General features: G+C 43.2%; 24 protein-coding genes and 2 pseudogenes. 19 read left to right on the plus strand and 7 right to left on the minus strand.

From position 1 onward, the window contains the following. Positions 1–28: 28 nt before the first annotated feature. Both R7E29_RS23105 and R7E29_RS23110 read right to left on the minus strand, forming a co-directional pair. A pseudogene (locus R7E29_RS23105) lies at positions 29–272 on the minus strand (EAL domain-containing protein); the annotation flags it as partial. Between the two features lie 71 nt (positions 273–343). Beyond that, positions 344–574, minus strand: a complete 231-nt coding sequence (locus R7E29_RS23110) for a hypothetical protein (RefSeq protein ID WP_224721257.1) — start codon at positions 572–574, stop codon at positions 344–346. Positions 575–1042: 468 nt separating this feature from the next. Here R7E29_RS23110 and R7E29_RS21575 point away from each other — a divergent pair, with 468 nt between their 5' ends. Further along, complete coding sequence (locus R7E29_RS21575; protein ID WP_017821080.1) at positions 1043–2236, plus strand: acetate/propionate family kinase; 1194 nt, start codon at positions 1043–1045, stop codon at positions 2234–2236. Positions 2237–2305: 69 nt separating this feature from the next. On the opposite strand, the gene R7E29_RS21580 is transcribed toward R7E29_RS21575, so the two are convergent. Then, on the minus strand, positions 2306–3235 hold the full coding sequence (locus R7E29_RS21580) for a LysR family transcriptional regulator (protein WP_017821079.1): 930 nt from the start codon (positions 3233–3235) through the stop codon (positions 2306–2308). 128 nt (positions 3236–3363) lie between these two features. Here R7E29_RS21580 and R7E29_RS21585 point away from each other — a divergent pair, with 128 nt between their 5' ends. The 4 genes from R7E29_RS21585 (at position 3364) to R7E29_RS21600 (ending at position 7221) form a co-directional block, all read left to right on the plus strand. Beyond that, positions 3364–4278, plus strand: a complete 915-nt coding sequence (locus tag R7E29_RS21585) for an alpha/beta hydrolase (RefSeq protein WP_017821078.1) — start codon at positions 3364–3366, stop codon at positions 4276–4278. 72 nt (positions 4279–4350) lie between these two features. After that, on the plus strand, positions 4351–5289 hold the full coding sequence (locus R7E29_RS21590) for an alpha/beta hydrolase (protein WP_213906674.1): 939 nt from the start codon (positions 4351–4353) through the stop codon (positions 5287–5289). A gap of 205 nt (positions 5290–5494) precedes the next feature. Further along, positions 5495–5797: a hypothetical protein gene (locus R7E29_RS21595; protein WP_005375707.1), complete on the plus strand. Its 303-nt coding sequence runs from the start codon at positions 5495–5497 to the stop codon at positions 5795–5797. 398 nt (positions 5798–6195) lie between these two features. Then, entirely contained in the window at positions 6196–7221 is a 1026-nt protein-coding gene (locus R7E29_RS21600; RefSeq protein WP_149192209.1) for an alpha/beta hydrolase family protein, read from the plus strand. A 119-nt stretch (positions 7222–7340) separates the two neighbouring features. Here R7E29_RS21600 and R7E29_RS21605 read toward each other — a convergent pair whose 3' ends face one another. Beyond that, positions 7341–8147: a sulfite exporter TauE/SafE family protein gene (locus R7E29_RS21605; protein WP_054576795.1), complete on the minus strand. Its 807-nt coding sequence runs from the start codon at positions 8145–8147 to the stop codon at positions 7341–7343. 122 nt (positions 8148–8269) lie between these two features. Here R7E29_RS21605 and R7E29_RS21610 point away from each other — a divergent pair, with 122 nt between their 5' ends. The 6 genes from R7E29_RS21610 (at position 8270) to R7E29_RS21635 (ending at position 13572) form a co-directional block, all read left to right on the plus strand. Then, complete coding sequence (locus R7E29_RS21610) at positions 8270–9064, plus strand: AraC family transcriptional regulator (RefSeq protein ID WP_005375710.1); 795 nt, start codon at positions 8270–8272, stop codon at positions 9062–9064. Between the two features lie 339 nt (positions 9065–9403). Then, the gene (locus R7E29_RS21615) at positions 9404–10072 is read left to right on the plus strand and encodes a DUF1826 domain-containing protein (protein ID WP_054576794.1); all 669 of its coding nucleotides are present in this window, start codon (positions 9404–9406) and stop codon (positions 10070–10072) included. Positions 10073–10076: 4 nt separating this feature from the next. Continuing rightward, positions 10077–10547, plus strand: coding sequence for a Fur family transcriptional regulator (locus R7E29_RS21620; protein ID WP_017821073.1), 471 nt, complete (start codon positions 10077–10079; stop codon positions 10545–10547). 82 nt (positions 10548–10629) lie between these two features. Beyond that, the gene (locus tag R7E29_RS21625) at positions 10630–11964 is read left to right on the plus strand and encodes a dihydroorotase (protein WP_054576793.1); all 1335 of its coding nucleotides are present in this window, start codon (positions 10630–10632) and stop codon (positions 11962–11964) included. 44 nt (positions 11965–12008) lie between these two features. Then, positions 12009–12569, plus strand: coding sequence for a carbonate dehydratase (locus tag R7E29_RS21630; RefSeq protein WP_017821071.1), 561 nt, complete (start codon positions 12009–12011; stop codon positions 12567–12569). Further along, entirely contained in the window at positions 12559–13572 is a 1014-nt protein-coding gene (locus R7E29_RS21635; RefSeq protein ID WP_021707804.1) for a CobW family GTP-binding protein, read from the plus strand. The genes R7E29_RS21630 and R7E29_RS21635 overlap by 11 nt, the downstream gene beginning before the upstream one ends. 207 nt (positions 13573–13779) lie before the next feature. On the opposite strand, the gene R7E29_RS21640 is transcribed toward R7E29_RS21635, so the two are convergent. Further along, entirely contained in the window at positions 13780–14652 is an 873-nt protein-coding gene (locus R7E29_RS21640; RefSeq protein ID WP_213906675.1) for an aspartoacylase, read from the minus strand. Between the two features lie 147 nt (positions 14653–14799). Between R7E29_RS21640 and R7E29_RS21645 the strand changes: the two genes are divergently transcribed. Next, the gene (locus R7E29_RS21645) at positions 14800–16059 is read left to right on the plus strand and encodes a peptidoglycan DD-metalloendopeptidase family protein (RefSeq protein WP_054576792.1); all 1260 of its coding nucleotides are present in this window, start codon (positions 14800–14802) and stop codon (positions 16057–16059) included. A gap of 523 nt (positions 16060–16582) precedes the next feature. Then, positions 16583–17797 carry a CobW family GTP-binding protein gene (locus R7E29_RS21655; protein WP_054576791.1) on the plus strand — a complete coding sequence of 405 codons (1215 nt, stop codon included), beginning with the start codon at positions 16583–16585 and terminating at the stop codon, positions 17795–17797. A gap of 147 nt (positions 17798–17944) precedes the next feature. Here the strand turns inward: R7E29_RS21655 and zigA are convergent, their stop codons facing one another. Continuing rightward, a complete protein-coding gene (gene zigA / locus R7E29_RS21660) occupies positions 17945–19144 on the minus strand; it encodes a zinc metallochaperone GTPase ZigA (protein ID WP_005375723.1) in 1200 nt (399 codons plus the stop codon). Positions 19145–19334: 190 nt separating this feature from the next. Between zigA and R7E29_RS21665 the strand changes: the two genes are divergently transcribed. Both R7E29_RS21665 and R7E29_RS21670 read left to right on the plus strand, forming a co-directional pair. Then, positions 19335–19760: a TraR/DksA C4-type zinc finger protein gene (locus tag R7E29_RS21665; protein ID WP_017635733.1), complete on the plus strand. Its 426-nt coding sequence runs from the start codon at positions 19335–19337 to the stop codon at positions 19758–19760. A 279-nt stretch (positions 19761–20039) separates the two neighbouring features. Further along, complete coding sequence (locus R7E29_RS21670) at positions 20040–20648, plus strand: MarC family protein (RefSeq protein ID WP_054576790.1); 609 nt, start codon at positions 20040–20042, stop codon at positions 20646–20648. Positions 20649–21068: 420 nt separating this feature from the next. Here R7E29_RS21670 and R7E29_RS21675 read toward each other — a convergent pair whose 3' ends face one another. Next, positions 21069–21509 (minus strand): phosphate-starvation-inducible PsiE family protein, encoded by a 441-nt coding sequence (locus tag R7E29_RS21675; protein ID WP_005375731.1) that lies wholly within the window; start codon positions 21507–21509, stop codon positions 21069–21071. A 174-nt stretch (positions 21510–21683) separates the two neighbouring features. Between R7E29_RS21675 and R7E29_RS23115 the strand changes: the two genes are divergently transcribed. The 4 genes and pseudogenes from R7E29_RS23115 (at position 21684) to R7E29_RS21690 (ending at position 24876) form a co-directional block, all read left to right on the plus strand. Then, positions 21684–21878, plus strand: a complete 195-nt coding sequence (locus R7E29_RS23115) for a hypothetical protein (RefSeq protein ID WP_146106997.1) — start codon at positions 21684–21686, stop codon at positions 21876–21878. Positions 21879–22385: 507 nt separating this feature from the next. Next, positions 22386–23072, plus strand: a pseudogene (locus tag R7E29_RS23120) (PAS domain-containing protein); the annotation flags it as partial. A 129-nt stretch (positions 23073–23201) separates the two neighbouring features. Further along, a complete protein-coding gene (locus tag R7E29_RS23125; RefSeq protein ID WP_372082083.1) occupies positions 23202–23606 on the plus strand; it encodes a methyl-accepting chemotaxis protein in 405 nt (134 codons plus the stop codon). Between the two features lie 391 nt (positions 23607–23997). Then, a complete protein-coding gene (locus R7E29_RS21690; RefSeq protein ID WP_054576788.1) occupies positions 23998–24876 on the plus strand; it encodes a DMT family transporter in 879 nt (292 codons plus the stop codon). Positions 24877–24897 lie beyond the last annotated feature (21 nt).

The raw sequence follows: 24897 nt of genomic DNA on the forward strand, positions 1-24897 counted from the left end.
TGAAAGCCGAGCAAAGCGCTCGGCTTTTTTATGCGCGTCTAATACGGTTTTGCTTTTCATCGTGTTTGTTTACCCAACTTATTACTTCGTCTAAGGGCAGGGCAGAACAAGTAACCCTGAATGATGTCACAGCCTCGACTTCTCAAAAAATGCAGTGTGTCCATGTCTTGAACGCCTTCTGCTACGACCGAATACCCTAATCCATGTGCTAGCGCAATCGTGTTCTCAACGATAGAGCGGGAGCCTTCAGTGCGGCTTGCTGTGAAAAGAAATTAACCAGCTTACCTTGAAACGTATTATCAATCTTTCGACGTTTTTGAGGTTATCTCATAATTTGAATCAGTCATTGGCCTTCAGGTTGTGTCATGTCTTCGATAGACTCAAAGTAGTATTTACGATAAGGGAGCCCAGTAAGAGCGTCATGGACGGCATTGCGCTTCTCTCTTTCAGCAACAGTATGAAGCTTTAATATCGAATCGTTGCTCCACTTAATCACCAGCACGACAAAGATACTGCCGCCAAAAAGTATAAGAGAAACCCCCGTTTCTAAGAGAGAAGTAATAGGTTTTTGCATGATAGCGTGCAAAAAAACGGCATAAGCAAAAATGAAACAGCTGATTAACAATAATAGGAAAGTCCACCCGGTTACGTCAGTTTTCGAGCAGATGTTTTTTGTCATCTGCCATCCCCAGCAGAGCAAAATCAAACCTAAGATCACTAATAGAAATGCAATAGTGGGCACATTATTACCCCGATTTATTGATTGGTTTGTTATTTTTGTTCACCCAATAAACAACGTAGCTTATATATCTGACTTTGTACAAATTGACCTATTCATAAATTATGTTTAACAAGTGATATTTTTTAGTCTTCAAATAAAATCAAAACTTGCTACAGATCAACAAAATTTGTTCAATCAAATCGCTTTTACTAAAAGATTGTTGAAAGATTAAAAAATTATTGAATAATAGAGGGGCAAACAAGAAGTACGCAGCGCACAAGCGCTATTACAACCTCTGCTCTACAACAGGATAACTATTTCATGTCTAATTCGTTTGTACTGGTGATCAACTCTGGTAGCTCTTCATTAAAATTTGCTGTTATTGATTCTGAAACCGGTGAAGCTTTGGTATCAGGTATTGGTGAGTGTTTTGGCCTACCTGAAGCTGAAATCAGTTGGAAATATCAGGGAGAAAAAACCGTTGAAGCAATTCCAGCTGGCGGTAACCATCATCAGTACGCTGTTGAGCGAGTGGTAAAACTACTCGAAACTCTAGGTTTGAGCTCAAAATTTGTCGCTGTAGGCCATCGCATTGTCGCAGGCGGTGAAACCTTTAAAGGAACTGTGAAAGTTGATGAAACAGTTATTCAAGAAGTAGAGCGCCTTGCTGAACTTGCACCACTTCATAACAAAGCGAACGCTGAAGGCATGAGAGCGGCAATGGCGGCGTTCCCTTCACTGCCTCAATTTGCTGTATTCGACACTGCTTTCCACCAAACAATGCCAGCCAAAGCCTTTATGTACGCACTTCCTTACGAGCTTTACGAAGAGCATAAAGTGCGTCGTTACGGTGCTCATGGCACAAGCCACTACTACGTAAGCCGTGAAGCAGCGAAAATGCTAGATAAGCCGGTTGAAGAAAGCAGCTTTATCACTGTGCACTTAGGTAACGGTGCATCAGTGAGTGCGGTTAAAAATGGCGAATGTGTTGATACAAGTATGGGTTTGACGCCGTTAGCTGGCCTAATGATGGGCACTCGCTGTGGTGACCTTGATCCAAGTGTTATCGAGTTCCTTTTCCGTAAAGGCTGGGAAAAAGACGAAGTGTTCGAGATGATGAACAAGAAGTCAGGTTTCTTAGGTGTATCTGGTGTGACAAGTGATGCTCGTGGCGTACTAGAAGCAATGGAAGCGGGGAATTCACGTGCGAAGTTGGCATTTGAGATCTTCACTTACCGCGTTGCGAAATACATTACATCCTACCTCGCGGCTCTGGATTCATTAGACGGCATCATCTTCACTGGTGGTATTGGTGAAAACTCACTACCAATTCGTCGTGAAATCTTGAAAAACCTAAAACTGTTAGGTTTTGTTGAAGATCAGAAAGGTAACGAAGATGCAAGATTTGGTAACGCAGGTGTTATTGCAACATCTGAGTTGTTAGGTGCCAAAGCTCTTGTTATTCCTACTAACGAGGAATTTGTGATAGCCAAACAATCGGTTGAGCTATTGTAATATATAACGAAAACAGAAAGTTAAAAGCGAGCCTCGTGCTCGCTTTTTTTACTTAAAGCAATTTGACAATTACTCTTTGGGTTTCAGAGCTTCGCGCTTTTCGATTAAAAAATCCATCAAGACGCGGATTTTTTTCGGCATATGCTCTCGTGAAGGTATATACAAATAAAACCCTGGAAACTCTTTGCACCAAGGTGTCAGAACTCGGGTCAATCTTCCCTCATTTATGTGCTTTTCCACCCATAAATCAATATGCTTCACTAAACCCACACCCTGTATTGCAGCTTGTAACATACTATAGTCATCATTAAAAATAGCATTGCCTTTAGGCTCGAAAACGAGGGTGCGCTTTGCAACATCTGGAGAGGTTAGCGACCAATGATCAATTGTTCCGCTAGAGGTAAAACGATAAGCAAGGCAATTGTGATCTTCTAAATCCTCAGGAGTTTGAGGTAGTCCATTTTGCCTAAAGTATTCAGGAGAGCTCACTATTGCCGTTGTTAACGGCGGAGTAATAGGGATCGCAACCATATGTTCATCTAAGCTTAATCCTAAGCGAATGCCAGCGTCAACGCCTTCTGCGACGATGTTAGAAAACCCATCATCCATGATTAGCTCTAGGCGTATTTTAGGATAACGAGAGAGGAACTCACCTAGATAGGGCTCAATAAGCAGCCGAGCAGCGGTTCTTGATACACTGATACGGATTAATCCCGAAGGCTCAAGATGAGAGTCGTTCAATTCGTTAACGACCTGCTCAATGTTCACCAATGAAGGTTGCAAAATATCAAGCAGACGTTGGCCTTCTTCCGTCAGCGACATACTTCTGGTGGTTCGATTAATTAACCGAACTTGTAGCTGTTGTTCTAACGCTTTTAGGTGTTGTGATAAGGCAGCACGGGTTACCCCCATTTCTAAGGCTGCTTTAGTGAAACTGCGATGGCGAGCAATATGTGCAAACCACGTCAGTGATGAAATTAAAGAAGGTTCTATTCTCATTTGTTAAGTATAACTAAACAGTCATGTAGATAAAACGATATTTATCCGAAACAGTGTGTTGACTAATATTACATCGAAGCTTAGGTCAGCCTGAGATGAACAGTTAACCTCTAATGGAGAATGTCGCTATGTCTAAAGTCACTTTCAAAAATCTCAATGGTCAAGGTATTGAGATTTCAGCGGTTATCAACTTCCCTACAGATTTTGATGCAAGTAAACAATATGCGGCGGTTGTTGTTTCACACCCAGGTGGTGGCGTAAAAGAGCAAACCGCAGGCCTATATGCGAGTAAACTTGCAAAAAGCGGCATAATTGCCATTGCGTTTGACCGTTCGTATCAAGGTGAAAGTACAGGTGAGCCTCGCCAAATGGAAAACCCTTACACGAGTACTGAAGACGTGAGCGCAGTCGTCGACTATCTGACAACGTTAGAGTACGTCGATAACGATAAAATTGGCGCAATGGGGATTTGTGCTGGTGCGGGCTATAGTGCAAATGCAGCGATCAATGATCGTCGAATCAAAGCACTGGGTATGGTTAGTGCCGTAAACATTGGCCAAATGTTCCGTAATGGTTGGGATAATTCGGTTAACGATGCTGACGCTGTTGGTTACTTAGAATTTGGTTCGAATGCTCGCACAACCGACACGAATGGTACAGAATTCGCGACTATTCCTCTAGCTCCGATGCGTGAAGAAGATGCCTCAAATGCAGAGCTACGCGAAGCTTGGGAGTATTACCACACACCACGTTGTGAACATCCAAATGCGCCGGGTTTTGCTCTAACTCGTAACTTAAACCAGATCATTACTTACGATGCGTACCACAAAGCGGAAGCATTCCTAACTCAGCCAATTCTTGCTGTCGTTGGTAGTGACGCAGGCAGCAAATGGATGAGTGATGACCTGATAGAACGTGCAGCGAGTTCAGATAAAACCTTGTATGCCATTGATGGTGCAAACCATATGTCGCTTTATGATGTTGCCGAATACGTCGATGACGCAGTATCCCAACTCGCATCTTTCTTCCAACGCACTCTTTAATATTCCCGATGAAAGGCTCAATTGCTTCGAGCCTTTCTGCTCTCAAGGCTTTTTACTCTTAAGGTATTGATTATGAATATGCAAAAAATCACTTTTAGAAATGCTGATATGGCTTGGGATATGTCTGCATTAATTTTATTTCCAGAAGGCTTCAATGAATCGAAACGCTACCCAACAATGATAAGCGTTCATCCTTTTGGTAGTTGTAAAGAACAAACATCCAGCGCTGTCTATGGTAAAGCCCTTGCTGAGTTAGGTTACGTCGTGATCGCATTTGACGCGAGCTTCCAAGGAGAATCGGGAGGATTGCCTCACTACGTAGAAGACCCAAGTCAACGTGTTGAAGATATCAGTCGCGTTATCGACTATGCAGTAACTTTACCATATGTCGATGAGAATAGAATTGGTGGACTCGGTATCTGCGGCGGTGGTGGTTACATGATCAATTCAGCCCTAACCGAAAAGCGCTTGAAAGCTGTCGTAGGTATTACGCCTGTTAACTTAGGCCGCTTGTTCCGTGAAGGCTTTAGTATGTACGACCCTATCGCCAATCTTGAAGCTATGGCTGCACAGAGAACAGCCGAAGCTCGCGGCTCAGAGCTGAAAATCGATGAACTTCTTCCTCCAAATATTGAATTTGCAAAAGAAAATGGATTAACAGAACGAGACGTGTTCGAAGCTACTGAATACTACAAAACATCACGTGGACAAACCGAAGGTGGTGCAACTCGTATGCTGTTTTCACATGCACAGAAAACACTGAGCTGGGATGCCTTTGCATTTGCCGAAACGTTATTGACTCAGCCTGTTATGGCCGTGGTAGGGCAAAAAGTCGGGGCGTTTGGTGCTTATCGTGATGGGCAGGAAATTTATGGCCGCTCTGTTCAATCAAAAGACCGACAGCTGGTTAATTTGGAAAACTGGTCTCACTATGAACTGTATGACCATCCAGAAGCAGTCGGCATTGCAATGGACAAGGTTTCTGCATTCCTTGAAACACACTTAAAATAATCTAATAAGTTAGAAGCGTTTTGTAGAGTTGCAAAGCGCTTATTTTTAACAGCGTAAGATGTAGTTCGAAGCGAGTAGGTCGGTAAATCTTCGTGCGAATAACTTCATCTACAGGCTATTGACTAAATACCACTGCCAAATACTGTTTAAGACAATGTACACTGAAACCTAATTAAAGGCGTTAGATAGGAAGGCAGTTTAATTCATGCGCAAATCAGATAAGAAGGTCGAGAATCTAATTAGAGAAGTGTTGACCGAAGTTTGTGAAGATACGCTAAAAGGCTACGATGGCTTTCTTTGGGTGACTCATACCGTCAAATTCTCTTCTTTTCCACAAAGTTTAGAAATAGTCTGCGTATTCGAAACGAAGCAAGATCGAGCTAATTTTTTTGAAGGAGAGGGCCGCCAGCATGTTTCCACAACTATTCAAAAGGCATTTAATAAGGTAGGAGTGCAACTAAAGAACGTCAGTAAGCAAATCAGTTACGATACAAAACAAAAGCATTAGCCGCGCAGCAATGGTCCGTAATAAAATGGTGCTTGGCTACCTTGCTATAAAAATGCAAAGGGCACTGGATGGGCAATGAAGCTTCGGCTCACTTAGATATACATCGGTGTAACTATGAGTTATGGAGTTATGGATTGTGAATACGGTTGGTTTTCTAATGTTGCCTTAAGAGGCAATGATTAGTCGTTTACAATGAGTAAAGTACAAACTTCTGCATGGTGGATATCCGCAGAAAATTATTGAAAAGAAAGGCTCTAGCTGGAGCGGTCTATCATTTTCTTTGGGTTACCTCGACTATGAATAGCTTAATTGCTATGTTTCGCAAAATATATGGATATTCTTCTGCTCGTTATCTTCAGATTCCGTGCAGAAGAATGTGTTTGCCGGCTGAGGGAAAAATGAAAACCAAAATAATAATGTCTTTTCTACTCGCTACATTGTGTGTCAGTGCCAGCGCCAGTACGAATGAGCCGAAATACCATTCTGCGCTAACAATCAAAACGGGATTCAGTGAAGACAGAGACAAGCCTGTGGAAGTCTATTATTGGTATCCCACAACGAACGAAAAAAACAACTTCTCGTTTGGTAGGGGGAACATTTTTAAATCAGTCGAAACGCAGTTAGATGCCCCTTTAGCAAGTGGAAAATTTCCCGTTGTGCTTTTGTCGCAGGGCGGAACACGGTCAGCGTTTTCCCACAGTGGTTGGATAGCCTCGAGCCTGGCGCAACAAGGTTATGTCGTTGTGGTACCAAAGCCTCCTGCACCGAACGAAATCAATGCAGAAATGGCTGTTGATGAAATCACATTCAGAACCAGTGATTTGGTGCTTGGACTGAACGAATTAAGTTCGGCCGGGATACTGTCCGGAGGCGTAGATACTGATGAAGTGCAGGGGGTCGGCTTTTTTCTGGGCGGCACATCTATGCTGATGCTCTCCGGAGCGCAAATAAGCCCGGAGAAATATCGAACATCGTGTCACAACGCCACCAATGTAGACTGTCATTGGTTACGTGAAAATAACGTTGATATTACCAGCATCCCGGATAAAAAAATCCCCCGATTTCAGTCTGAAAACAAACTGAAATCGGTCGTCGTTATTAACCCTGAGCTAACGAAAACCTTTGTCCCTGAAACTCTGGCCTTGATGAACAATGCTATCACCGTGGTGGCGCTCTCTGATCGGCTACATCCCGCACTGACACCAGCTGAATCATTTGTTGCTCTTCCCAATGTGACATTTCAAGAGATCCCCAGTGCGAGTCAGTTTAGTGCGTTCGCAGAATGTACTGAGCGTGGTATTAAAATTCTTGCATCAGAAGGGGAGGAAGCACTTTGCCAGGAGCGTGATGAGGTTTCTAGAAAGGACAATCACCAGAAAATTTTGGATGTAATTCTGACTAGCCTAACAAAGCCACAAGAATAGCAACAATGTGACACTTTCTTACACATTGTCTGTTCGAGTAAGCAAAGCGAGGAGTAAGTTTTGTGCAGGCTTATCCCTCCACCATACTGCAAGACGTACTAGTGACCGTATTATTTGCCTTAATTAAGTACTTGTCCCAGCATTTTAAAGCTTAGAAGAACACACAAAATACCAACGATTTTCTTAAGAACTTTATTTGGGAAATACGCTGCACAACGCACGCCGAGGCTAGTAGTTAAGTAGCTACTAATGGAGAAGCTGATCATTGCAGGAAGGTATATGTATCCTAAGACTAAGTTGTTCCAATCTGTATTTTCCCATCCGTTTAACATGTAACCGAGGCTTCCTGACAGCGCGATAGGGAAACCTATCGCAGCAGAGGTACCAATAGCACGTTTTACCTCAAAATTTTGCTGGACAAGATAGGGGATGATCAACCCCGCACCGCTTATAGAGACAAGTGCTGATACAGAGCCAATCACCGAGCCTACAGTGATATTACCGATAGCCCCATGTGGGTTAGGGTTGTACTCATTTTCAGTGTTGAGGAACATCTTATAAGCAACATACAACATGAATACGCTGAAAAAGCCTGCCAGATAGACGCCTCGTAGATACGATGCTACGAATGTGGCGCAAAATGTTCCGACTAGAACTCCGCTCAACATTTTTACTACCATTGTCGAGTCTACATTCTCTTTTTTGTAGTGAGCGCGCATGCTGCCCAATGTTGTAACAATCATCGAAGCCATTGATGTCCCCAACGCAAGATGCACTACTTCCGTATCAGCTATTCCCTGTAGTGAAAATAGAAACGCAAAAATAGGGACGGCCATTCCACCACCACCCACACCAACGAGTCCTGCGAGAAAGCCAATGCCCAAGCCTGCCGTAATGTAATAGATAATAAAGATAGGTTCGTTCATGATGGTTCTGCCTTCGATAAAATGGTCGTTGCTAAAATGTTACTCGAACGCTAACTTGCTATGGTAACGTTAAGAGGACAGAAAATAATGAATAATGGCCAAAATGGAATTGAGTAAATAAAGTGACAAACTCTGATTACAGCGAATGGAAAAATGGCGCCGCACTGATCGTTAAGGAGTGGCAGCATGAAAGGAGCGACTTCAACCATTTGGATCAACGGCCACATAATTGGCACAGTCATCATCGAGGCCAGTTACTGTGTATAGATGAAGGGCTAATTCAGGTCAAAACCGATGAAGGAACGTGGATACTACCACCTCACCGAGCTGGTTGGATCCCCCCGGGTGCGATGCACAGTGTTTATTTTTGTGGTTCTCTGAAAGGTCGTTCATTACTGTTTACTCCAGAGAGTTGTGAGCGGTTTCCAATGAGACCTTGTGTTATCCAAATGAGCGATGTGTTGAAAGCCCTATCGGTTAGAGCATCGATATGGAGCAAAACAGACGATCTATCCATACAGTCTTTACGTATTCTTGCCGTAATATCCGATGAAATCGTCAATAGCCCTCATGAGTCACTCCACATCCCGCTGCCCAGAGATCCGAGACTGCAAAAAGTTACTCAAGCAATTTTAATAGACCCAAACAGCAAACATTCTGTGGAGCATTGGGCCAATATTGGGGCAGTCTCATCTCGGACGTTAAGACGATTGATTCGAAGTGAGTTAAACATGAGTTTTAATGAATGGCGGCAACAAGTACTGCTAATACATTCATTAGAAATGATAGCTCGAGGGGAATCTGTAGGAGCGGTTGCACATGCTTTGGGTTATTCGACGCCCAGCAACTTTATCGCGATGTTTCGTCGGGTCTATGGCGATTCACCTACGCGTTACTTTTCTAATCGCGGAATATAATTTCCGTGCTCGCATGCTCATGATGTTCCCCTAATTATCTTTAATCAAAAAAGGTAAATATTGAAAAGATTAACTGTTATGTTATAACATTCCCTTGTTTGGGGCTCTACAATTTGTTGTTTAAAGAATTGATCTCACAACCAGTAGTCTCCTATTGAGAGAGAGTAAACGTTGATTTCTTCACAAGCGCTGTCTGACTTGACTCTACATGGGGTGGGACTGTGTCAATATGTCCGTGAACTAGAGCGAAATCGTAACGATTACTAGGTCTCATAGCCCTAGAAAATCAACGTTATTAAAACCTTTACCTGACCTTTTTAACGCTTGGGAGGAAGATATATGAGCATTGATGTAGTTGAGAACCCGCTTCGTGTCCAAACAACATCATCGTTGGCGATATCGACATCAGCGAACATACTTAGCGACATCTACAAACCAGAGCACAATATTGCCATATGGCAGCGAACGCTCTCGAAAGAGTTGACGAAGGACATTAATCTGATGCTGGCTCTGGAGCCTAGATTGGCACTGGTACAAAGTGTCACGCCAGATGATGCTGCACAATGGGTACGAAGCAAGTTAGAGGGCTATGCGTGTGCTGATGCGCTGAGTGAAGATGTTGCTTTAATCGTCGATATGTTCTGCTGTTTGTTTGAGGTTAAAGAAGCAGGTTTGAGACTAACTCGCCTAGACAGCCCGATGTGCCCGAAATTTCACTTTGATCGTGTGCCTTGCAGACTTGTCATAACTTATACCGGCCGAGCGACCGAATGGTTAACCAACGATACCATTGATCGCACTAAACTCGGTGCCGGTAGTCTTGGTCAACCTGATCACCTATCGGGCTTATACGACTCTGAAAGTGCCATACGACGAATGCAGCCTGGCGATGTTGCCCTGCTCAAAGGAAGTGGTTGGGAAGGCAATGAAGCCACTGGACTTATACATCGCTCTCCACATGTTGCAGACAATGAACGTCGCTTACTACTCACATTGGATTTCATCTAGAGATATGAGAAAGCTCAAAACGGTAGATGACGTCATGAAGCAGGTAGAGAAAATCTGCCTGCTGCGAGGTAAACAACTCACTACTAAACGGAAATTGATACTGACTTCACTGCTATATGCGGAGAAGCCGCTTTCTGCCTACGAACTAGTTGACTACTGCAATCACAACTTTTCTCAAAACATTCAAGCGATGTCGGTTTATCGAATACTCGATTTCCTTGAAGCAGAGCACTTTGTCCATAAGCTCAATACATCTAGTAAATACGTCGTTTGTTCTCAAATCGCGTGCGATCAGGAGCATGGCGTTCCACAGTTTTTGATTTGCTCTCAGTGTGGAAAGGTTAGTGAAATAGCGGTTGAAGCCAATGTTATTTCTAGCGTATGTGCGAAAGCCATACAAGAAGGCTTCACCGTTCTTAGCCCACAATTTGAGATTTCCTGTGTTTGCGATGAATGCGCAAACCGCCCCCTATGAGGCAGACACACGATCTCCCCTTATAGCTTCACAAGGTGACCGAGTATTGGCCACATTTATAAATTATCTAAAAGAATGAATTGTGTCAGCAACATTGATTAAAAACGCTCGGGTGGTCAACGAAGGAGCCATTACCGAAACAGATTTACGTATTGTTGATCAAAGAATTGACAAGATTGCTACTAATATATCCGTACAACACGGAGATATTGTAATTGATGCTAAAGGGGCTTATTTACTGCCAGGCATGATTGACGATCAAGTGCATTTCCGAGAACCTGGGCTGACACATAAAGGCACAATTGCAAGCGAGTCGCGGGCAGCGGTAGCCGGCGGTATTACAAGCTACATGGAAATGCCCAATGTTAGTCCGGCTACAACGACTATTGACTCGTTAGAGCGCAAGTTCGCTCTCGCTAAAGAAAGCTCGTTTGCAAATTATTCTTTCTACCTCGGTGCAACCGAAGACAATCTTGAACAGATTAAACAACTTAACCCCAAACAACATTGTGGTGTGAAAGTATTTATGGGGGCATCAACAGGAAATTTGTTAGTCGAAGATCCGCAAGCGTTGGAGTCAATTTTTCGTGACTCTCCAGTACTCATTGTTACTCATTGTGAAAGTGGGACTGTTATTAAACAAAACCAGCAAAAGCAAAGGCTTAAGAAGCCAGGTTTCACTATCGAAGACCATCCCATTTTGCGTGACGAAGAGGCCTGTTACGCTTCATCTTCTTATGCGGTAGAACTTGCCAAAAAGTATCACAGCCAACTGCATGTGCTGCACATCACAACGGCGAAGGAGCTAGCACTTTTTGACGAGGGAGACATTCGAGATAAATCAATCACCGCGGAGGCTTGTGTTCACCATCTTTGGTTCAGCAACAAAGATTATGGCGCTCTTGGTAATTTGATCAAATGTAATCCTTCAATCAAGTTTCCTAGTGACCGCGATGCGTTGTTAAAAGCGTTAAATACGGGGCAAATAGATATTATTGCAACAGACCACGCTCCTCACACTTGGCAAGAAAAACAAGTGCCTTACGAGCAGGCTCCAGCCGGACTGCCGTTAGTTCAGCATGCGTTACTTACTCTCTTCGAGCATGTCCGTTTAGGTCATATGAGTTTGACTCAAGTAGTCGAAAAAACTGCGCACAACCCGGCCATTCGCTATGGCATTCAAGGCCGAGGTTTTATCCGTGAAGGTTACTACGCCGATTTGGTGTTGGTTGATGCTCATACCCCAACACGAGTTAGCAACGAAAACAGTTTATATCATTGTGGTTGGTCGCCTTTTGCTGGACATGAATTTTCAGCTCAAATTCAAAAGACTTGGGTCAATGGCGCGCTAGTTTATGACAATAACAAAGTCATCGATAAACCAGCTGGAGCGATGCGTTTATCCTTCAATCGTTAAGTCGCTGACCGTAAAAAAAGAGCCATAAACAAACTGGAAGCATTATGTTAAGAAGAAACCCAACGGGCCATATGCCACAGGTGTCCTCAACAGCCTTTATCGATCCAACCGCTATTATCTGTGGCAAAGTCATTATTGAGGATAACGTTTTTATTGGACCCTATGCTGTTATTCGAGCTGACGAAGTTAATAACCATGGAGACATGGAAGCTATCGTCATCAAACGTGACACCAATATCCAAGATGGTGTCGTAATTCACTCTAAGGCAGGGGCTGCGGTGACCATTGGTGAGCGCTCATCCATTGCTCATCGTTCGATTATTCATGGTCCTTGCCAGGTTTGTGATGATGTTTTCATTGGCTTCAACTCCGTCGTGTTCAATAGCGTCATCGGTGAGAGGTGTGTTATTCGTCATAACTGTGTCGTCGATGGCCTCGATTTACCCGCTTATTTCCATGTACCACCGATGACCAATATTGGTGTCGGTTTTGATTTAGAGAGTATCTCTAAAGTGCCGCCAGAATATTCAGCTTTTTCCGAATCCGTCGTTTCTGCCAACCATGAACTAGTCCAAGGCTACCGGAGAATTGCCAATGAACTTTAATAAGCCACTGATTTCGCGAGTGCCGACTAACATCATCACTGGCTTTCTCGGGGTGGGGAAAACATCGGCAATAATGCACTTATTGACCCATAAACCGAGTCATGAACGTTGGGCTGTATTGGTCAATGAATTTGGCGAAGTTGGTATTGATGGCAGCTTGTTACAAGGCCAAAAAAAACAACAAGACCAAGTGTTTATTCGAGAGGTCCCCGGGGGATGTATGTGCTGTGCAGCAGGTCTTCCGATGCAAATCGCCTTAAATCAATTATTGTCTGAAGCAAGGCCAGATCGATTGTTGATTGAACCTACAGGCCTTGGTCATCCTAAAGAAGTACTGCAAGTGCTATCGACCGAGTATTATCGTCAAATTCTCGCTTTGCAAAAAAACATTACTTTAGTCGATGCACGTAAACTATCGGATCCTAAGTACACTGAGCATGAAACGTTTAACCAGCAAATCACTATCGCAGATACAGTGGTAGGTAATAAGCGCGATCTCTATCAAGATGAAGATGAGCAAAAGCTGACGGCTTATATAGCAAAGCTCGGTCTGCGGGAAACAAAAGTGATTTTCGCTGAACATGGCGCTATCCCTTTTCATGAATGTGAGGGAGCGACTCGTATTGACGTGCAAAAAACGCCCTCTGTTCTTTATCGTGAAAGAGAGAAAAAGTCACTTGTTCCTGAGTTGCCTATGCCTGAGAGCGGCATTCTAAAAGCAACCAATCAGGGGGAAGGTTTCTACAGTATCGGTTGGCGTATATCCGCTGAAAACGTGTTCGATCATCAAAAGCTGAGATTATTGCTGCTCGACCTCAAGGTCGAACGAATGAAAGCGGTTTTTATCACGGGAAGCGGTATTTTTGGTTACAATCTAACATCAGATGGACTCACAGAGTTTGAACTAGACGAGTGTTCAGAAAGCCGCCTAGAACTGATCTCTTCCGGTCTAGATGACCAATTTGAAGATAGATTATTTCGATGTTTGGAGAAGGCATCATGATAGAAAAGAGAAAACTCTCCTTTTAACCATAATGTCTTACCTCCTTAAAATTCTAGTGGGGTTTCTTTTAAAGCTGCGCTTAGGGCACTTATGCTGCCGTATTAGGGTGGGGTTAGTACCCGTATTTTCTGCCTATGCGGTTCAGGCACAGTTTTATTCATGGGGTGAGGTATCCACGTTACACGTGGCCTAATTACTTGCTTTAAGTTACATGGAAGAAACACGTCTTTTTTTAGCGAGGGCCATTGCTATATTTGCGGTACTGTAGGCGCTCTCATTGATAAAGTGCGGGTAAATTTCCCCTTTGCCATTCCAATGGATATCATAACCAGCGAAAGTCGCTAATAAAGGTGCTCCTGGTTTGACCGCCTCAAAATCTCTGCCACAAATAGTAGGGTGTACTAGTGCTTGCCGCATACCCTCTTGATCAAGTGGAACCCTGATTTCTTCGGTGTAAAAAAACGCCTCATAATCGCTCAGTAAGCCTATTTGGTTGAGGTTGTGCTTTTCAACATAGTCCAATACTGCGGTAAGCATCTGTTTCATCAACTCCAACGTACTGTACTCTAGCGCACCATGTGCTTGCGCCCCGACCTCAATCATTATTCCATATTGCCCAGCAGTACAAAGGTAAGGTTGCTCTTGCCATTCTTTTCGCTCTTCGAAAAGGACATGTGCTGATGGCATTCGTTGTTTGACGTACGCGCCCAGTTTCCGATAAAACACATCGTTAGAAAGCAAAATCAACGTCGCTCCCATATTGCTTGTTGTATTGTGCAGGTCAACAATCAACAGTTTTTCTTGGTTTGCATATTTCTCGATAAATTGATGTGCAATCTTGCTTTCATGCAAATCAGGACAATGATTGCTATTCATTGCTGAGAACTCGCGATTTAAGTCTGTATCGATGTATCGGACGTTGTGTTTTACTGCTTCGGAGTTTGCGATGATCGAGCAGGCTGAAAAGGTTGATCTATTGACAGAGTAACGTTTTTCTTTGATTAGTTTATGTAAATAAATACCAGAAAGTTCGTTTCCGTGTGTTCCTGCAACGATAAGTGCTGAATTGAATGTGTTCATTATTGAGCCTTCTCAAAGAGAATGGGGTGAATGACTGGTCTTCTCTTAGCCAATCCAGTGAACTGAATAAACGTTTACTAAACTGAGTAAAAATAATCCTAGATATGTTATAACATAACAATCATTGTTATTGATACTTAGTTTCTCATGAGTCAGTTTAAATTTATTGCTTTAATCGTTGCTGTGTTTTGTTTTTCGGTCGCTTTGCTTCTACCTACAGAGGATGAGCCAAATCAAGATAGTCACAGCGTTCAACTGAATCAAAGCAGTGATTCGTCACCACCTCCATCATCAAAGATAGTGGTTCCCTCAGATGTCAGTTTGACTCCGTTGCCTAAACCTAAACAAATACACTATATAGTTAAAGTGGGAGATACGCTCAGTGGTATCTTCGCTCAATTGGGTCTCCCTTACGGTATTTTGCAGCAAATTCTCTCAGTTGATCTTGATCACCTCCAGCTAGATATGATTCAGCCCGGAGAAGAGCTTGAATTAGTGATGGATGACATGGGGCAATTGAGTCAACTAATTTATCATATGAGCCTTGTAGAGAAGGCTATCTACACTAGAGAAAACGATGGCTCCTTCTCTTACGAATTTCAGGAAATTTCAGGGGAATGGCGTGAAACCTTATTTTCGGGAGAAATCAAAGGGAGTTTTTCAGTCTCGGCACATCGAGTTGGATTGACATCAGGCCACGTCGCAAATATTACGCAGGTGATGAAAGATAAGATTGATTTTGCGCGATCTCTTAGAGCCGGTGACCGTTTCGATATATTAGTGAAACAGCAATATTTAGGTGAACACAAAACTGGCAATAGTGAGATTAAGGCTATTTCTTTTAACTTAGCGAAGGGCGAAGTCGCTGCATTTCTAGCCGAGGATGGACGGTTCTATGATAGAGCTGGTAACAGTTTGGAGCGAGCGTTTAACCGTTATCCTGTCGATAGGGCATACCGCCGAATCACCTCTGGGTTTAACCCTAAGCGTAAACACCCAGTGACGGGAAGAGTCACCCCGCATAACGGAACGGATTTCGCGACACCAATCGGTGCGCCAGTTTATTCTACTGGGGATGGAAAAGTAATTGCGGTCCGCAAGCACCCTTATGCCGGTAATTATTTAGTGATTGAACATAACAGTGTGTACAAAACTCGTTACCTACACTTGAATAAAATCTTGGTTAAAAAAGGTCAAGTTATAAAGCGTGGGCAAAAAATAGCCCTCTCTGGGAATACTGGTCGTTCAACCGGACCACATTTACATTTTGAAGTTTTAGTTCGTAATCGTCCGGTTGATGCAATGAAAGCCGACTTACCTATCGCGAAGTCGCTTCCTAACATCCAGAAACCTTCATTTTTGGCGCGAGTATCAGAGTTTGATTATCTAGTAGAAACGAAAAACTGAGTCCCGACAATTTGTTAGGGCTCAGTTATGCTATTTTGTGTTGTGAGGTTGGAGCAATAGGTGAGTCTCAATATGTGTTCCTAGAAGAATAATGACTGCGATTTTTTCTTTTACGTGCGTCCACATCCGCAACATCGGACGCTTTGCAACAACCTCCGCCTTTGATCGGCCTACGAGAAAACATCACACCAATTGCGAGCATCGCAATACAACTTAGGAAAATAAGAACGGTAAGAACTAAAGTCATAACACCACCTCCTATAAATCGCTGTATTGTCATCTTTCTCCAATTTTATAAACAAAGCAATGGTCGTTTTGTAACCACTTATTATTTTTATCAATAGTCAGACCTTTGCTGGTGATGAAACGTGATGAGAAACGAAGGAGAGTTCTGAGAAATCAGCCCCTGTGATCTTTACCGATTCTTAAGTTTTGCGTCTAAGACAGCAATTGGATTCTTTCTATAACTCACTAAGTTGTTATGTTATAACATGCGTTCATCCAGAGTTTGTAGGTCAAAAGTATGCCATCAATTCCAGTCACCATTTTGCATGGGTTTCTCGGGTCCGGGAAAACCACGTTTTTACGCAACATTCTTCAACAAGCCGATTCTTCTGGTATTGATCTGTCCGTTATTGTTAATGACATGAGTGAGTTAGACGTCGATGGCGTGCTTATCTTAAATACCGATGCGGTGAGTGAAGAGCAGGGCAACTTTGTTACGATCAGTGGAGACAGCATCAGCAGCCTGAGTGGTGTAAAGCAGCTCGATAAAGCCCTTAAAAAGCTCTGCGCAGAAAAATCGCCAGAATGGGTTGTGATTGAAACGTCGGGCAGTAGTCATCCTTTACCTTTGGTCGAGTACTTCAAAAGTAACGCACAATTCGCACTCAAAGACGTAATTACGTTGGTGGATGCGACTTGGTTGCGAGATGACTATCGACAAGGTTCTGCCTTAATCCCTAAGTGGCAGGAGAACGTGCAGCAGGGTGTTCGCGGCGTTGAAAACTTGTTGGTAGAGCAAATCATGTTCTCAAACCGTATCATGCTCACCAAGACGGACAAAGTGGACGACAATACCGTTCGCAACATCGCGCAGGCGATTCACCCGCTTAACGTTTACACCGAGATAATCAAAACGTCGTGGGGAAACTTGGATATCCGCATGTTGAAAGGTGAGCAAGACTACAATTTCTTCCTTGTTGAGCAGTTAATCGCAGAACTTCGTGAGACGGTGAATGAGCCGTTGAATCTCTCTGATAAAGACGAACAAAGCCTTGTCGCGAAAGTGATCAAAGATGATCGACCTTTTCATCCTGCGCGTTTGTGGAATACCTGCCACCAGTATTTAACTAAAGGTGTGTTCCGCAGTAAAGGGTTCTTTTGGTTTCCAACTCGAGACGATGTTTCACTGCTTTGGAGCCAAGCAAGCGGCAATGTGGGGCTTGAAATTACAGGCTTTTGGCGCGCTTCGGTAATCAATGACGAATCGCAAAACTTCACTGAGGAACATCGTCAAATCCTGCAAGATAAGATAGACAGTGTTGAAAGCCGCTTTGGTGATCGTCGTTGTCGCTTAACGGTGATTGGGCAGGAAAACGAAGTCGATGCGTTTATTGATGCGCTGGAAAACTGCTTTTTAACGGAAGGGGAATTGGAGCAATGGCAACAAGGGGCAACATTTGAAGATCCTTGGCCAAAGAAAATAGCTAAGTTGAGCCAGAAGAAGACGGTTTGAATGCGCTGGTGAGGATTCCCTCGCTGCATGCTTGAATCTCAGCTTGTTCCAAGACGGACTTGCTGCGTTGGTTCTATATAACAAAATTGGCTCAGTGTAACTAAAAAGCCTCCCGAATGGTGGGAGGCTTTTTTGTATCTCAGTCGTTTACTGTTCCCATTCAGGGAAAGGGTCTTCCAGAGATAACCAATAGTCGAGCCCTTGCTCCATCTCATCTTCTGTTAACAAGCATTCGTTAAGACGAGCAATCAATTTCTCTTGCTCTAATCCCTGACCAATAAACACCAATTCTTGTCGCATATCGCCGTATGGTTCTTGCCAAATGTCGTTTATAGCATCTAGGTAATCTTGATCCGTCGGCCACTCCTCCTTCGGAATCGCTTTCCAAAACATACCCGCAACACCATAACGTGCGATGCCTCCCGCTTGGCTCCATTGGCCGACAAACTCTGGTCTGGTTGCTAGCCAAAAGTAACCTTTGGAACGAATCAGTTTGCCGTAATCTTTCGCATTGTGGAGGAAGTCGTAAAACTTCTCTGGATGGAAAGGGCGTCTCGCATGATAGGCAAAGCTGGAAATGCCGTATTCTTCGGTTTCAGGTATGTGCTCGCCTCGCATTTCCTTCAACCAACCTGGGGCTTGTTGTGCCTTTTCAAAACTGAAGCTTTGTGTGTCGAGTACCGCATCAAGTTCTACTTCACCATTCGAGATAGGAAGAATAGTGGCCGATGTATTGAGAGTTTTAAGAATAGCAAGAAGCCTTTCGATTTCTGATTTCTCAGCGAGGTCGGTTTTACTTATCAAGATAACGTCAGCGAACTCTACTTGATCAACGAGCAAGTCGGCGACGCTGCGTTCATCGTCTTCACCTAAGGATTCGGCTGTCTCTGTTAAGAACTTAGCTTCATCGTAATCACGCAGAAAGTTAATCGCATCAACTACTGTAACCATGGTGTCTAAACGTGCAACGTCTGAAAGTGAGAGCCCGTTTTCATCGGCAAAAGTAAAAGTCTCTGCAACGGGGAGTGGCTCGGCGATGCCAGTGGACTCGATAACTAAGTAATCGAATCTGCCTTCTTGCGCGAGTTTAGTAACTTCTTCAAGTAGATCCTCACGCAGGGTACAACAGATGCAGCCGTTACTCATTTCAACCAACTTTTCTTCACTGTGGTTGAGAGAAACTTCATTCTGAACGGTCGCTGCGTCGATGTTGACTTCGCTCATGTCGTTGACGATGACCGCCACTTTTCTGCCTTGTCTATTGTTAAGAATATGACTTAAAACGGTTGTTTTTCCTGCGCCTAGAAAGCCGGACAAAACCGTAACAGGGAGTTTCTGGGTGTTCATGCTCATGCTCTTTATAGTGTAATGTTATAATATAACAATTAATATAGTCGGTGATCTTAACTCTGGCATCAAGCAGTTTGTGACTGTGTCGAGTACTGCACCTTATTGGCGCATTCATTCGTCGTTAAGTTATACAGATTCAGATGTACGGAATTTAGAGAGCGAACTCTTATCTCGGTGTGGAGGTTCTATGAACGAAGAGAAAAAGCATGTCATGACAGAAGAAGAAATTCTTGCAGCGCCCGAGGCGGATTATATGAATGAAGCTCAGCTCGCATTTTTTGAAAACCGATTATTTGAGCTTTATGAATCGACGTTAGCGCATATTGAACGCGCGAAAGAAGAGATGATTGCGCCAATGGAATTCAGTGACGAAAGCGATAGGGCGTCCAGTGAGGAGCAATCTGCAATCGCATTAAGAATCATAGATAGAGAGCAAAAGTTGTTACCTAAGATTCAACAATCGTTGGCTCGCTTGCGCACAGGGGAGTATGGCTATTGTTTAGAGTCCGGAGAACCTATCGGCATTCCAAGGTTATTGGCACGACCTACTGCTGAATATAGTGCAGAAGTAAAAGCTCAAATGGAGTCAAAAGAGCACTGGTATAAACACTAAAGCCTCACTATCTTATGACGTCGATATTCTTCTCGTTCACTTGTTTTTTTTGATGTTCTCTGAGAAGTCTAAAGCGATGGCGACTACCGTTAGGTATGGTAGTCATTACCTTTGAGATATTAATAGTTATCGATAGGATAGAAGTAAGTTCTGTATTGTAAATAACGCACCATTTTTGTTTTTCTGAATGAGCTCTCGCTATGTTAGCGTCAAACATTTTCTCTGCTACTTCAAGCTGATCTTCTATCCTTAAAGCTAAATTGGTACTGGAGAAGTAGCATGATTGACTTTGTGGCAACTTTTATCTTTTTCTTTGCTGTCATCGATCCCATAGGTACTGTGCCCGTTTTTATCGCAACCACAAAAAGCTATGAAGAAGTGGCAAAGCGTAAGGTCGCTCTGTTTGCGACTCTATTCTCCGCTGCTATCCTACTGTTTTTTGTTGTTGCTGGTGAAATCATACTTACAGCAATGCGTATTCCCTTGTCTGCGTTTCAAATCTCGGGCGGTATCGTATTGTTCTTGTTTGCTTTGACTATGATATTTGGTGAGAGTAAACCAGCAGAAGAAATCAGAACGCTCAATAGTCATCATGATACAGCAGTTTTTCCTCTAGCCATTCCATCAATTGCTAGCCCTGGCGCAATATTAGCCGCCGTTTTACTCACAGAGAACGTGCGGTTTAATATTTGGGAGCAAGTCCAGACCGTGGCTATGATGCTGCTGGTACTATTGGTTGTTTATATCTTGCTATTAATGGCCAGCGGCATACACAGGATTATTGGGAATACAGGAGCTAGTGCTGTAAGTCGGATCATGGGGTTGATATTAGCCGCTGTGGCCACGACCAACACTCTGAATGGGATTGAAAGTTACTTTGACCTTTAAGGCTGTTTCGCAAACTGAGCTGAAGGTATACGTTAAGAGCTAATTTTACGGCGAGATGACCGACCACCTGACAATCACTTTTCTGGCTGTTACTTCTAGCCGGATGTAATCCTTCAGGCTACTCGTGACGACCTTGTTTAAGAGGACCACGGAAAAGTTGAAAGTAAAATGCATAGATGTTGAGGGTATATATCAGATGGGGGAACTGGAGCAACACTTGCCCCCATTGAGCTGTGCCAATACTCAAAGATTAGCTGCTAGAAAACAATATCGATAATTTCTCCGCTTAGGCACTACTCTATAATCTTGTAGTCTCGCAGTATATAGAGCCTAGCATGGAGGAATTTATTAGCTTCAACGTGCCAAGACAAGACTTTTTCATGCCGTGAGAGTATCTGAAAAGTCGGGAGGCTGAGAAGTTTATTCAGTATGGCTCTTATTGGGCAGTTTATGGATCAGCCAGTAACCAAGACTCATACTAAGAACTACAGCCGCAATTCCAATCAGGTACATTGGAGACAAGGTTTCAAAGTCTATAATAATGACCTTTCGGGAGATTGCCATCAGCGCGGTGGCCATGACGATTTTTACATGAATAACATTTTCTCTCAGGTAAATAGTTATATTGATGAAAATTTCAATAGCAATTAAAACGGCCATAAAAGCACCAAAAGTGGCTAGCATATCTGAAATCGTCAGAATGAGTTTAGGTGGCGTGATAAGTTTTTGATATATCGTCCATGCAACATCTATCACACCCATGACGATTACAAACAACATAACTATCGACAATACTCTTACAGACCAATGAATCACTATCTGTAATTTTTTTGTTAACTTATCATTTTTATCGACTTCCATGGCCCTGTTTCCTTCGCTTGTTTATGTTCACTTAACCTTCATATGTTGAAGCTAGACAATTGAATACATGTCGTTTAAAGCATAGTTGCTGTGGTGAGAGATAGAAGCGTCCGAGGGAAGGAAGTTATGAAACTTAGGAGTGGGCACAATGTTGGACACATAATGTAATCTCTGGTGTCATGCGTTATTACCTCATTACCTCATTACCTCATTACCTCATTACCTCATTGCCTCATTTCTGATCGTGACGAGTCGACTGGTGAGGTGGTGATTCATCACCTTCACGGCAAACTGAATGAGCGGATACCACAACGTATTGATACTGGGCAAATCGATGCGCTTGTTGCTGGTTCCTCCGTGCGTTGTTAATAGAAATACAAGCGAATAAGGAGTGGGTAATCGCTCAAAAGTCGGGTGGAAAAGCGGTAAAATGGCGAAAATTATTGGAACTAAGTCAAGGCCCTTTTTTTAAATGAAAAGGCTTATTGATCTGAACACACCACTTCTCCATATAAGTATATCCACAAATACAAACCTCAAATTGGCGATAAAGAGCTTTAATATTGATAAATATATAAACAGCTTGGGCGCTGAAGAAATTTCAGTATACTGCGCTTAGGTTACACTGGAGAAAAAATCGCCGTATTCCCTGCGGGGTCCTTTGATAAGAAATAGAAATCGCGTTTGAATATGCAACCAAACGATTTTGCCGCTTGCAGTTTATTCGGTATACAAATAATAAACCTTTGACTAATCCGAAGGTCGGTCAAATGAGAGAAAGTCATGTTTTTTAATAAGTCGCTTCAACAAGAAAATCAACGATTAAAGCAGGAGTTGCAAATCCTGCAGCAAATCCAAACCAGTTTAGATGAAGAGATGATCCGCTTAACATTGGATAGTAAAGGCATCATTACTTCTGCAAATACTAAGCTACAGCAAGAACTTTTCTTACATGATGATGAGATCTTAACGAAATCAATTACTGAATTGGTACCGTCAAATTCGCGCAATACAGATCACTTTCATCGAATGAAGAAAGCCGTCCAAGATAAAGTGTTCTGGAATGGGGCATTGCAAGTACAGAAAGGTAATGGTGAGGAAGCCTGGTTAAGAACGATTATCCAGCCTGTTTTAAATGAGCACAGAGAAGTAGAAAGCTTTTTTGTTTTTGCTTCTGAACTTACGCGAACGATCAAATCATCTCGTGAGCAAGAGGACATGCTAAATGCATTAAGTCGTTCTATGGCGGTGATTGAGTTCACATTAGATGGCCATGTTTTAAAAGCCAACGATAATTTCCTAAACACAATGGGTTATACGCTTGATCAGATTCTAGGGAAGCATCATCGCATGTTTTGTGATCAGGAAGAGTCGAGCTCTCAAGCTTACCGTGAGTTTTGGCAACGTTTAGCAAAAGGGCAATTTTCATCAGAGCGATTCAAACGAGTTAACCGTTATGGTGAAGAGGTGTGGTTAGAGGCTTCATATAACCCAATCCATAACGACAGAGGAGAGCTCTATAAGGTCGTTAAGTTCGCGACAGATATTACCCAGCAGGTGATGCAGGAACAGAAAATGGCCCAGGCTGCGCAATTGGCGAATGAAATCTCGCAAGAAACTGGAACACAAACCCTGCAAGGGCAAGAGGTTATAGGCTCAACGTTAGAAAAGATGCAGATACTTTCCGAGCAAATGCAGCAAGCGAACACCGCGATTGACGAGCTTAAAGCGCACTCATCGCGTATTAGCGAGTTGGTAAATAGCATCAGTGGTATCGCTGACCAAACTAACTTATTGGCGTTAAATGCGGCGATAGAAGCGGCTCGTGCGGGTGAGCATGGTAGAGGTTTTGCCGTTGTTGCTGATGAAGTCAGACAGCTTGCTACAAGAACCAATGCAACCACCGATGAAATTGTCACAATGGTCAGTGAAAACCTACAGCGAACAGATAACGCAGTTAAGCTGATCGCTAAATGCCAAAAAGAAGCACTAGATACGCTAGAGCTCTCTGAAAAAGCAGGCAATGTGATGAATGAAATACAAGATGGCGCTAGCCGTGTTGTAGAGGCCGTGGAGCAATTTAACCGCTCGTTGTAGTTAATCAATAAGTTTTCATTGTCGGGGCGATGGGTAAAAAGCAATTCGCCTTATTCAACCTGTATTGAGGAGCGCTGAAGTCGCAATACTACTCCTGCCGCAGTCAAGTTAAGCGTTTTGAAGGGGAGGTAGTTCGACACCTGGTACAGGTTTTAGCCAGTTTGCTTGCTGTATAGAATGCTAAAGTAATTTAGTATGCGAAAAGGCTTGCCTTAAGACTTTGCCTGCATTTAATGTATCTAGCAGCAGAACTTCAATCTGCGTGACAACAATACAGGAGAGGATCGGGCTTTCACTTTTTCGCTCGACACAAACCCCTTTCAAATTTACACAATAGTGCAGTAAAACTCTCTTGCTGCGCTATTGTGTGTTCCATATTTTGTGAGTACTTATGTTTAACTCAGAACGCAAAGCGACGGTTATTCTGGTTGCGACGACGATGATCGCGGCACTTGGCTGGATATTCTCTAAGGAAACAATACAGGGTTTACCACCTTTTGGCTTTATTGGGGCGCGATTTACTATCGCTTCGCTCAGCTTACTGCCTCTATGTTACCGACCTTTGCTGAAAGCAAACTTAAAAGATGTGCTTTCTGCTGGTGGTGTCGGGCTCCTGTTAGGCAGTGCCGTTATGACATGGATTTACGCTATTTCTATCAGTGATACTCTTGGGGAAGGCGCATTTATCATGAGCCTTTCCATGCTGTTTGTGCCGATTGTTGCATGGGTTATGTTTCGTCAACGACCACAACGAATTTTCTGGCTTTCTTTGCCTATCGCTGTATTAGGTCTTGCTTGTCTTTCTTTAGTTGGTGGCTGGAAACAATCGGCCAGTCAATTGTGGTTTCTTGGTGCAGCACTGGTTTTGGCGCTTCATTTTAATGTGAACAGCAAATACTCTCAAAAACTACCTGTGCTGCTGCTTACTTGCGTGCAACTTTTTTCAGCAGGTTGCTTAGGTTTGTTGGTTTCATTTTTTATGGAATCTTTCCCGGCTGAGGTGGACTCCTCTATTTGGTGGTGGTTTGCGTTGAGTACCTTATTAGCGACGAGCTTGCGTTACGTAATGCAAACCATGGGGCAAAAATTTGTTCAGGCAGGTAACGCTGCTCTAATTATGATATTAGAACCAGTTTGGACGGTTATTCTGAGCGTGCTGTGGTATGGCGAAGTGCTAACGGCAAATAAACTAGTAGGTTGTGTGCTTATCTTATTTTCTCTAATTATTTATCGTACTGGCGGGCGGTTTCGCTTCCCTACTCGAAAGTAGAGCAAATTAACTTGGGTTGGG

The organism is Vibrio sp. Vb1729, assembly GCF_033338655.1.
Classification (GTDB): Bacteria; Pseudomonadota; Gammaproteobacteria; order Enterobacterales; family Vibrionaceae; genus Vibrio; species Vibrio alginolyticus.

Coding starts and splice junctions, on each gene's coding strand:
- R7E29_RS23110 (WP_224721257.1), bottom strand. CDS start 574: ATGCAAAAACCTATTACTTCTCTCTTAGAAACGGGGGTTTCTCTTATA.
- R7E29_RS21575 (WP_017821080.1), top strand. CDS start 1,043: ATGTCTAATTCGTTTGTACTGGTGATCAACTCTGGTAGCTCTTCATTA.
- R7E29_RS21580 (WP_017821079.1), bottom strand. CDS start 3,235: ATGAGAATAGAACCTTCTTTAATTTCATCACTGACGTGGTTTGCACAT.
- R7E29_RS21585 (WP_017821078.1), top strand. CDS start 3,364: ATGTCTAAAGTCACTTTCAAAAATCTCAATGGTCAAGGTATTGAGATT.
- R7E29_RS21590 (WP_213906674.1), top strand. CDS start 4,351: ATGAATATGCAAAAAATCACTTTTAGAAATGCTGATATGGCTTGGGAT.
- R7E29_RS21595 (WP_005375707.1), top strand. CDS start 5,495: ATGCGCAAATCAGATAAGAAGGTCGAGAATCTAATTAGAGAAGTGTTG.
- R7E29_RS21600 (WP_149192209.1), top strand. CDS start 6,196: ATGAAAACCAAAATAATAATGTCTTTTCTACTCGCTACATTGTGTGTC.
- R7E29_RS21605 (WP_054576795.1), bottom strand. CDS start 8,147: ATGAACGAACCTATCTTTATTATCTATTACATTACGGCAGGCTTGGGC.
- R7E29_RS21615 (WP_054576794.1), top strand. CDS start 9,404: ATGAGCATTGATGTAGTTGAGAACCCGCTTCGTGTCCAAACAACATCA.
- R7E29_RS21620 (WP_017821073.1), top strand. CDS start 10,077: ATGAGAAAGCTCAAAACGGTAGATGACGTCATGAAGCAGGTAGAGAAA.
- R7E29_RS21630 (WP_017821071.1), top strand. CDS start 12,009: ATGTTAAGAAGAAACCCAACGGGCCATATGCCACAGGTGTCCTCAACA.
- R7E29_RS21635 (WP_021707804.1), top strand. CDS start 12,559: ATGAACTTTAATAAGCCACTGATTTCGCGAGTGCCGACTAACATCATC.
- R7E29_RS21640 (WP_213906675.1), bottom strand. CDS start 14,652: ATGAACACATTCAATTCAGCACTTATCGTTGCAGGAACACACGGAAAC.
- R7E29_RS21645 (WP_054576792.1), top strand. CDS start 14,800: ATGAGTCAGTTTAAATTTATTGCTTTAATCGTTGCTGTGTTTTGTTTT.
- R7E29_RS21655 (WP_054576791.1), top strand. CDS start 16,583: ATGCCATCAATTCCAGTCACCATTTTGCATGGGTTTCTCGGGTCCGGG.
- zigA (WP_005375723.1), bottom strand. CDS start 19,144: ATGAACACCCAGAAACTCCCTGTTACGGTTTTGTCCGGCTTTCTAGGC.
- R7E29_RS21665 (WP_017635733.1), top strand. CDS start 19,335: ATGAACGAAGAGAAAAAGCATGTCATGACAGAAGAAGAAATTCTTGCA.
- R7E29_RS21670 (WP_054576790.1), top strand. CDS start 20,040: ATGATTGACTTTGTGGCAACTTTTATCTTTTTCTTTGCTGTCATCGAT.
- R7E29_RS21675 (WP_005375731.1), bottom strand. CDS start 21,509: ATGGAAGTCGATAAAAATGATAAGTTAACAAAAAAATTACAGATAGTG.
- R7E29_RS23125 (WP_372082083.1), top strand. CDS start 23,202: ATGCAGCAAGCGAACACCGCGATTGACGAGCTTAAAGCGCACTCATCG.
- R7E29_RS21690 (WP_054576788.1), top strand. CDS start 23,998: ATGTTTAACTCAGAACGCAAAGCGACGGTTATTCTGGTTGCGACGACG.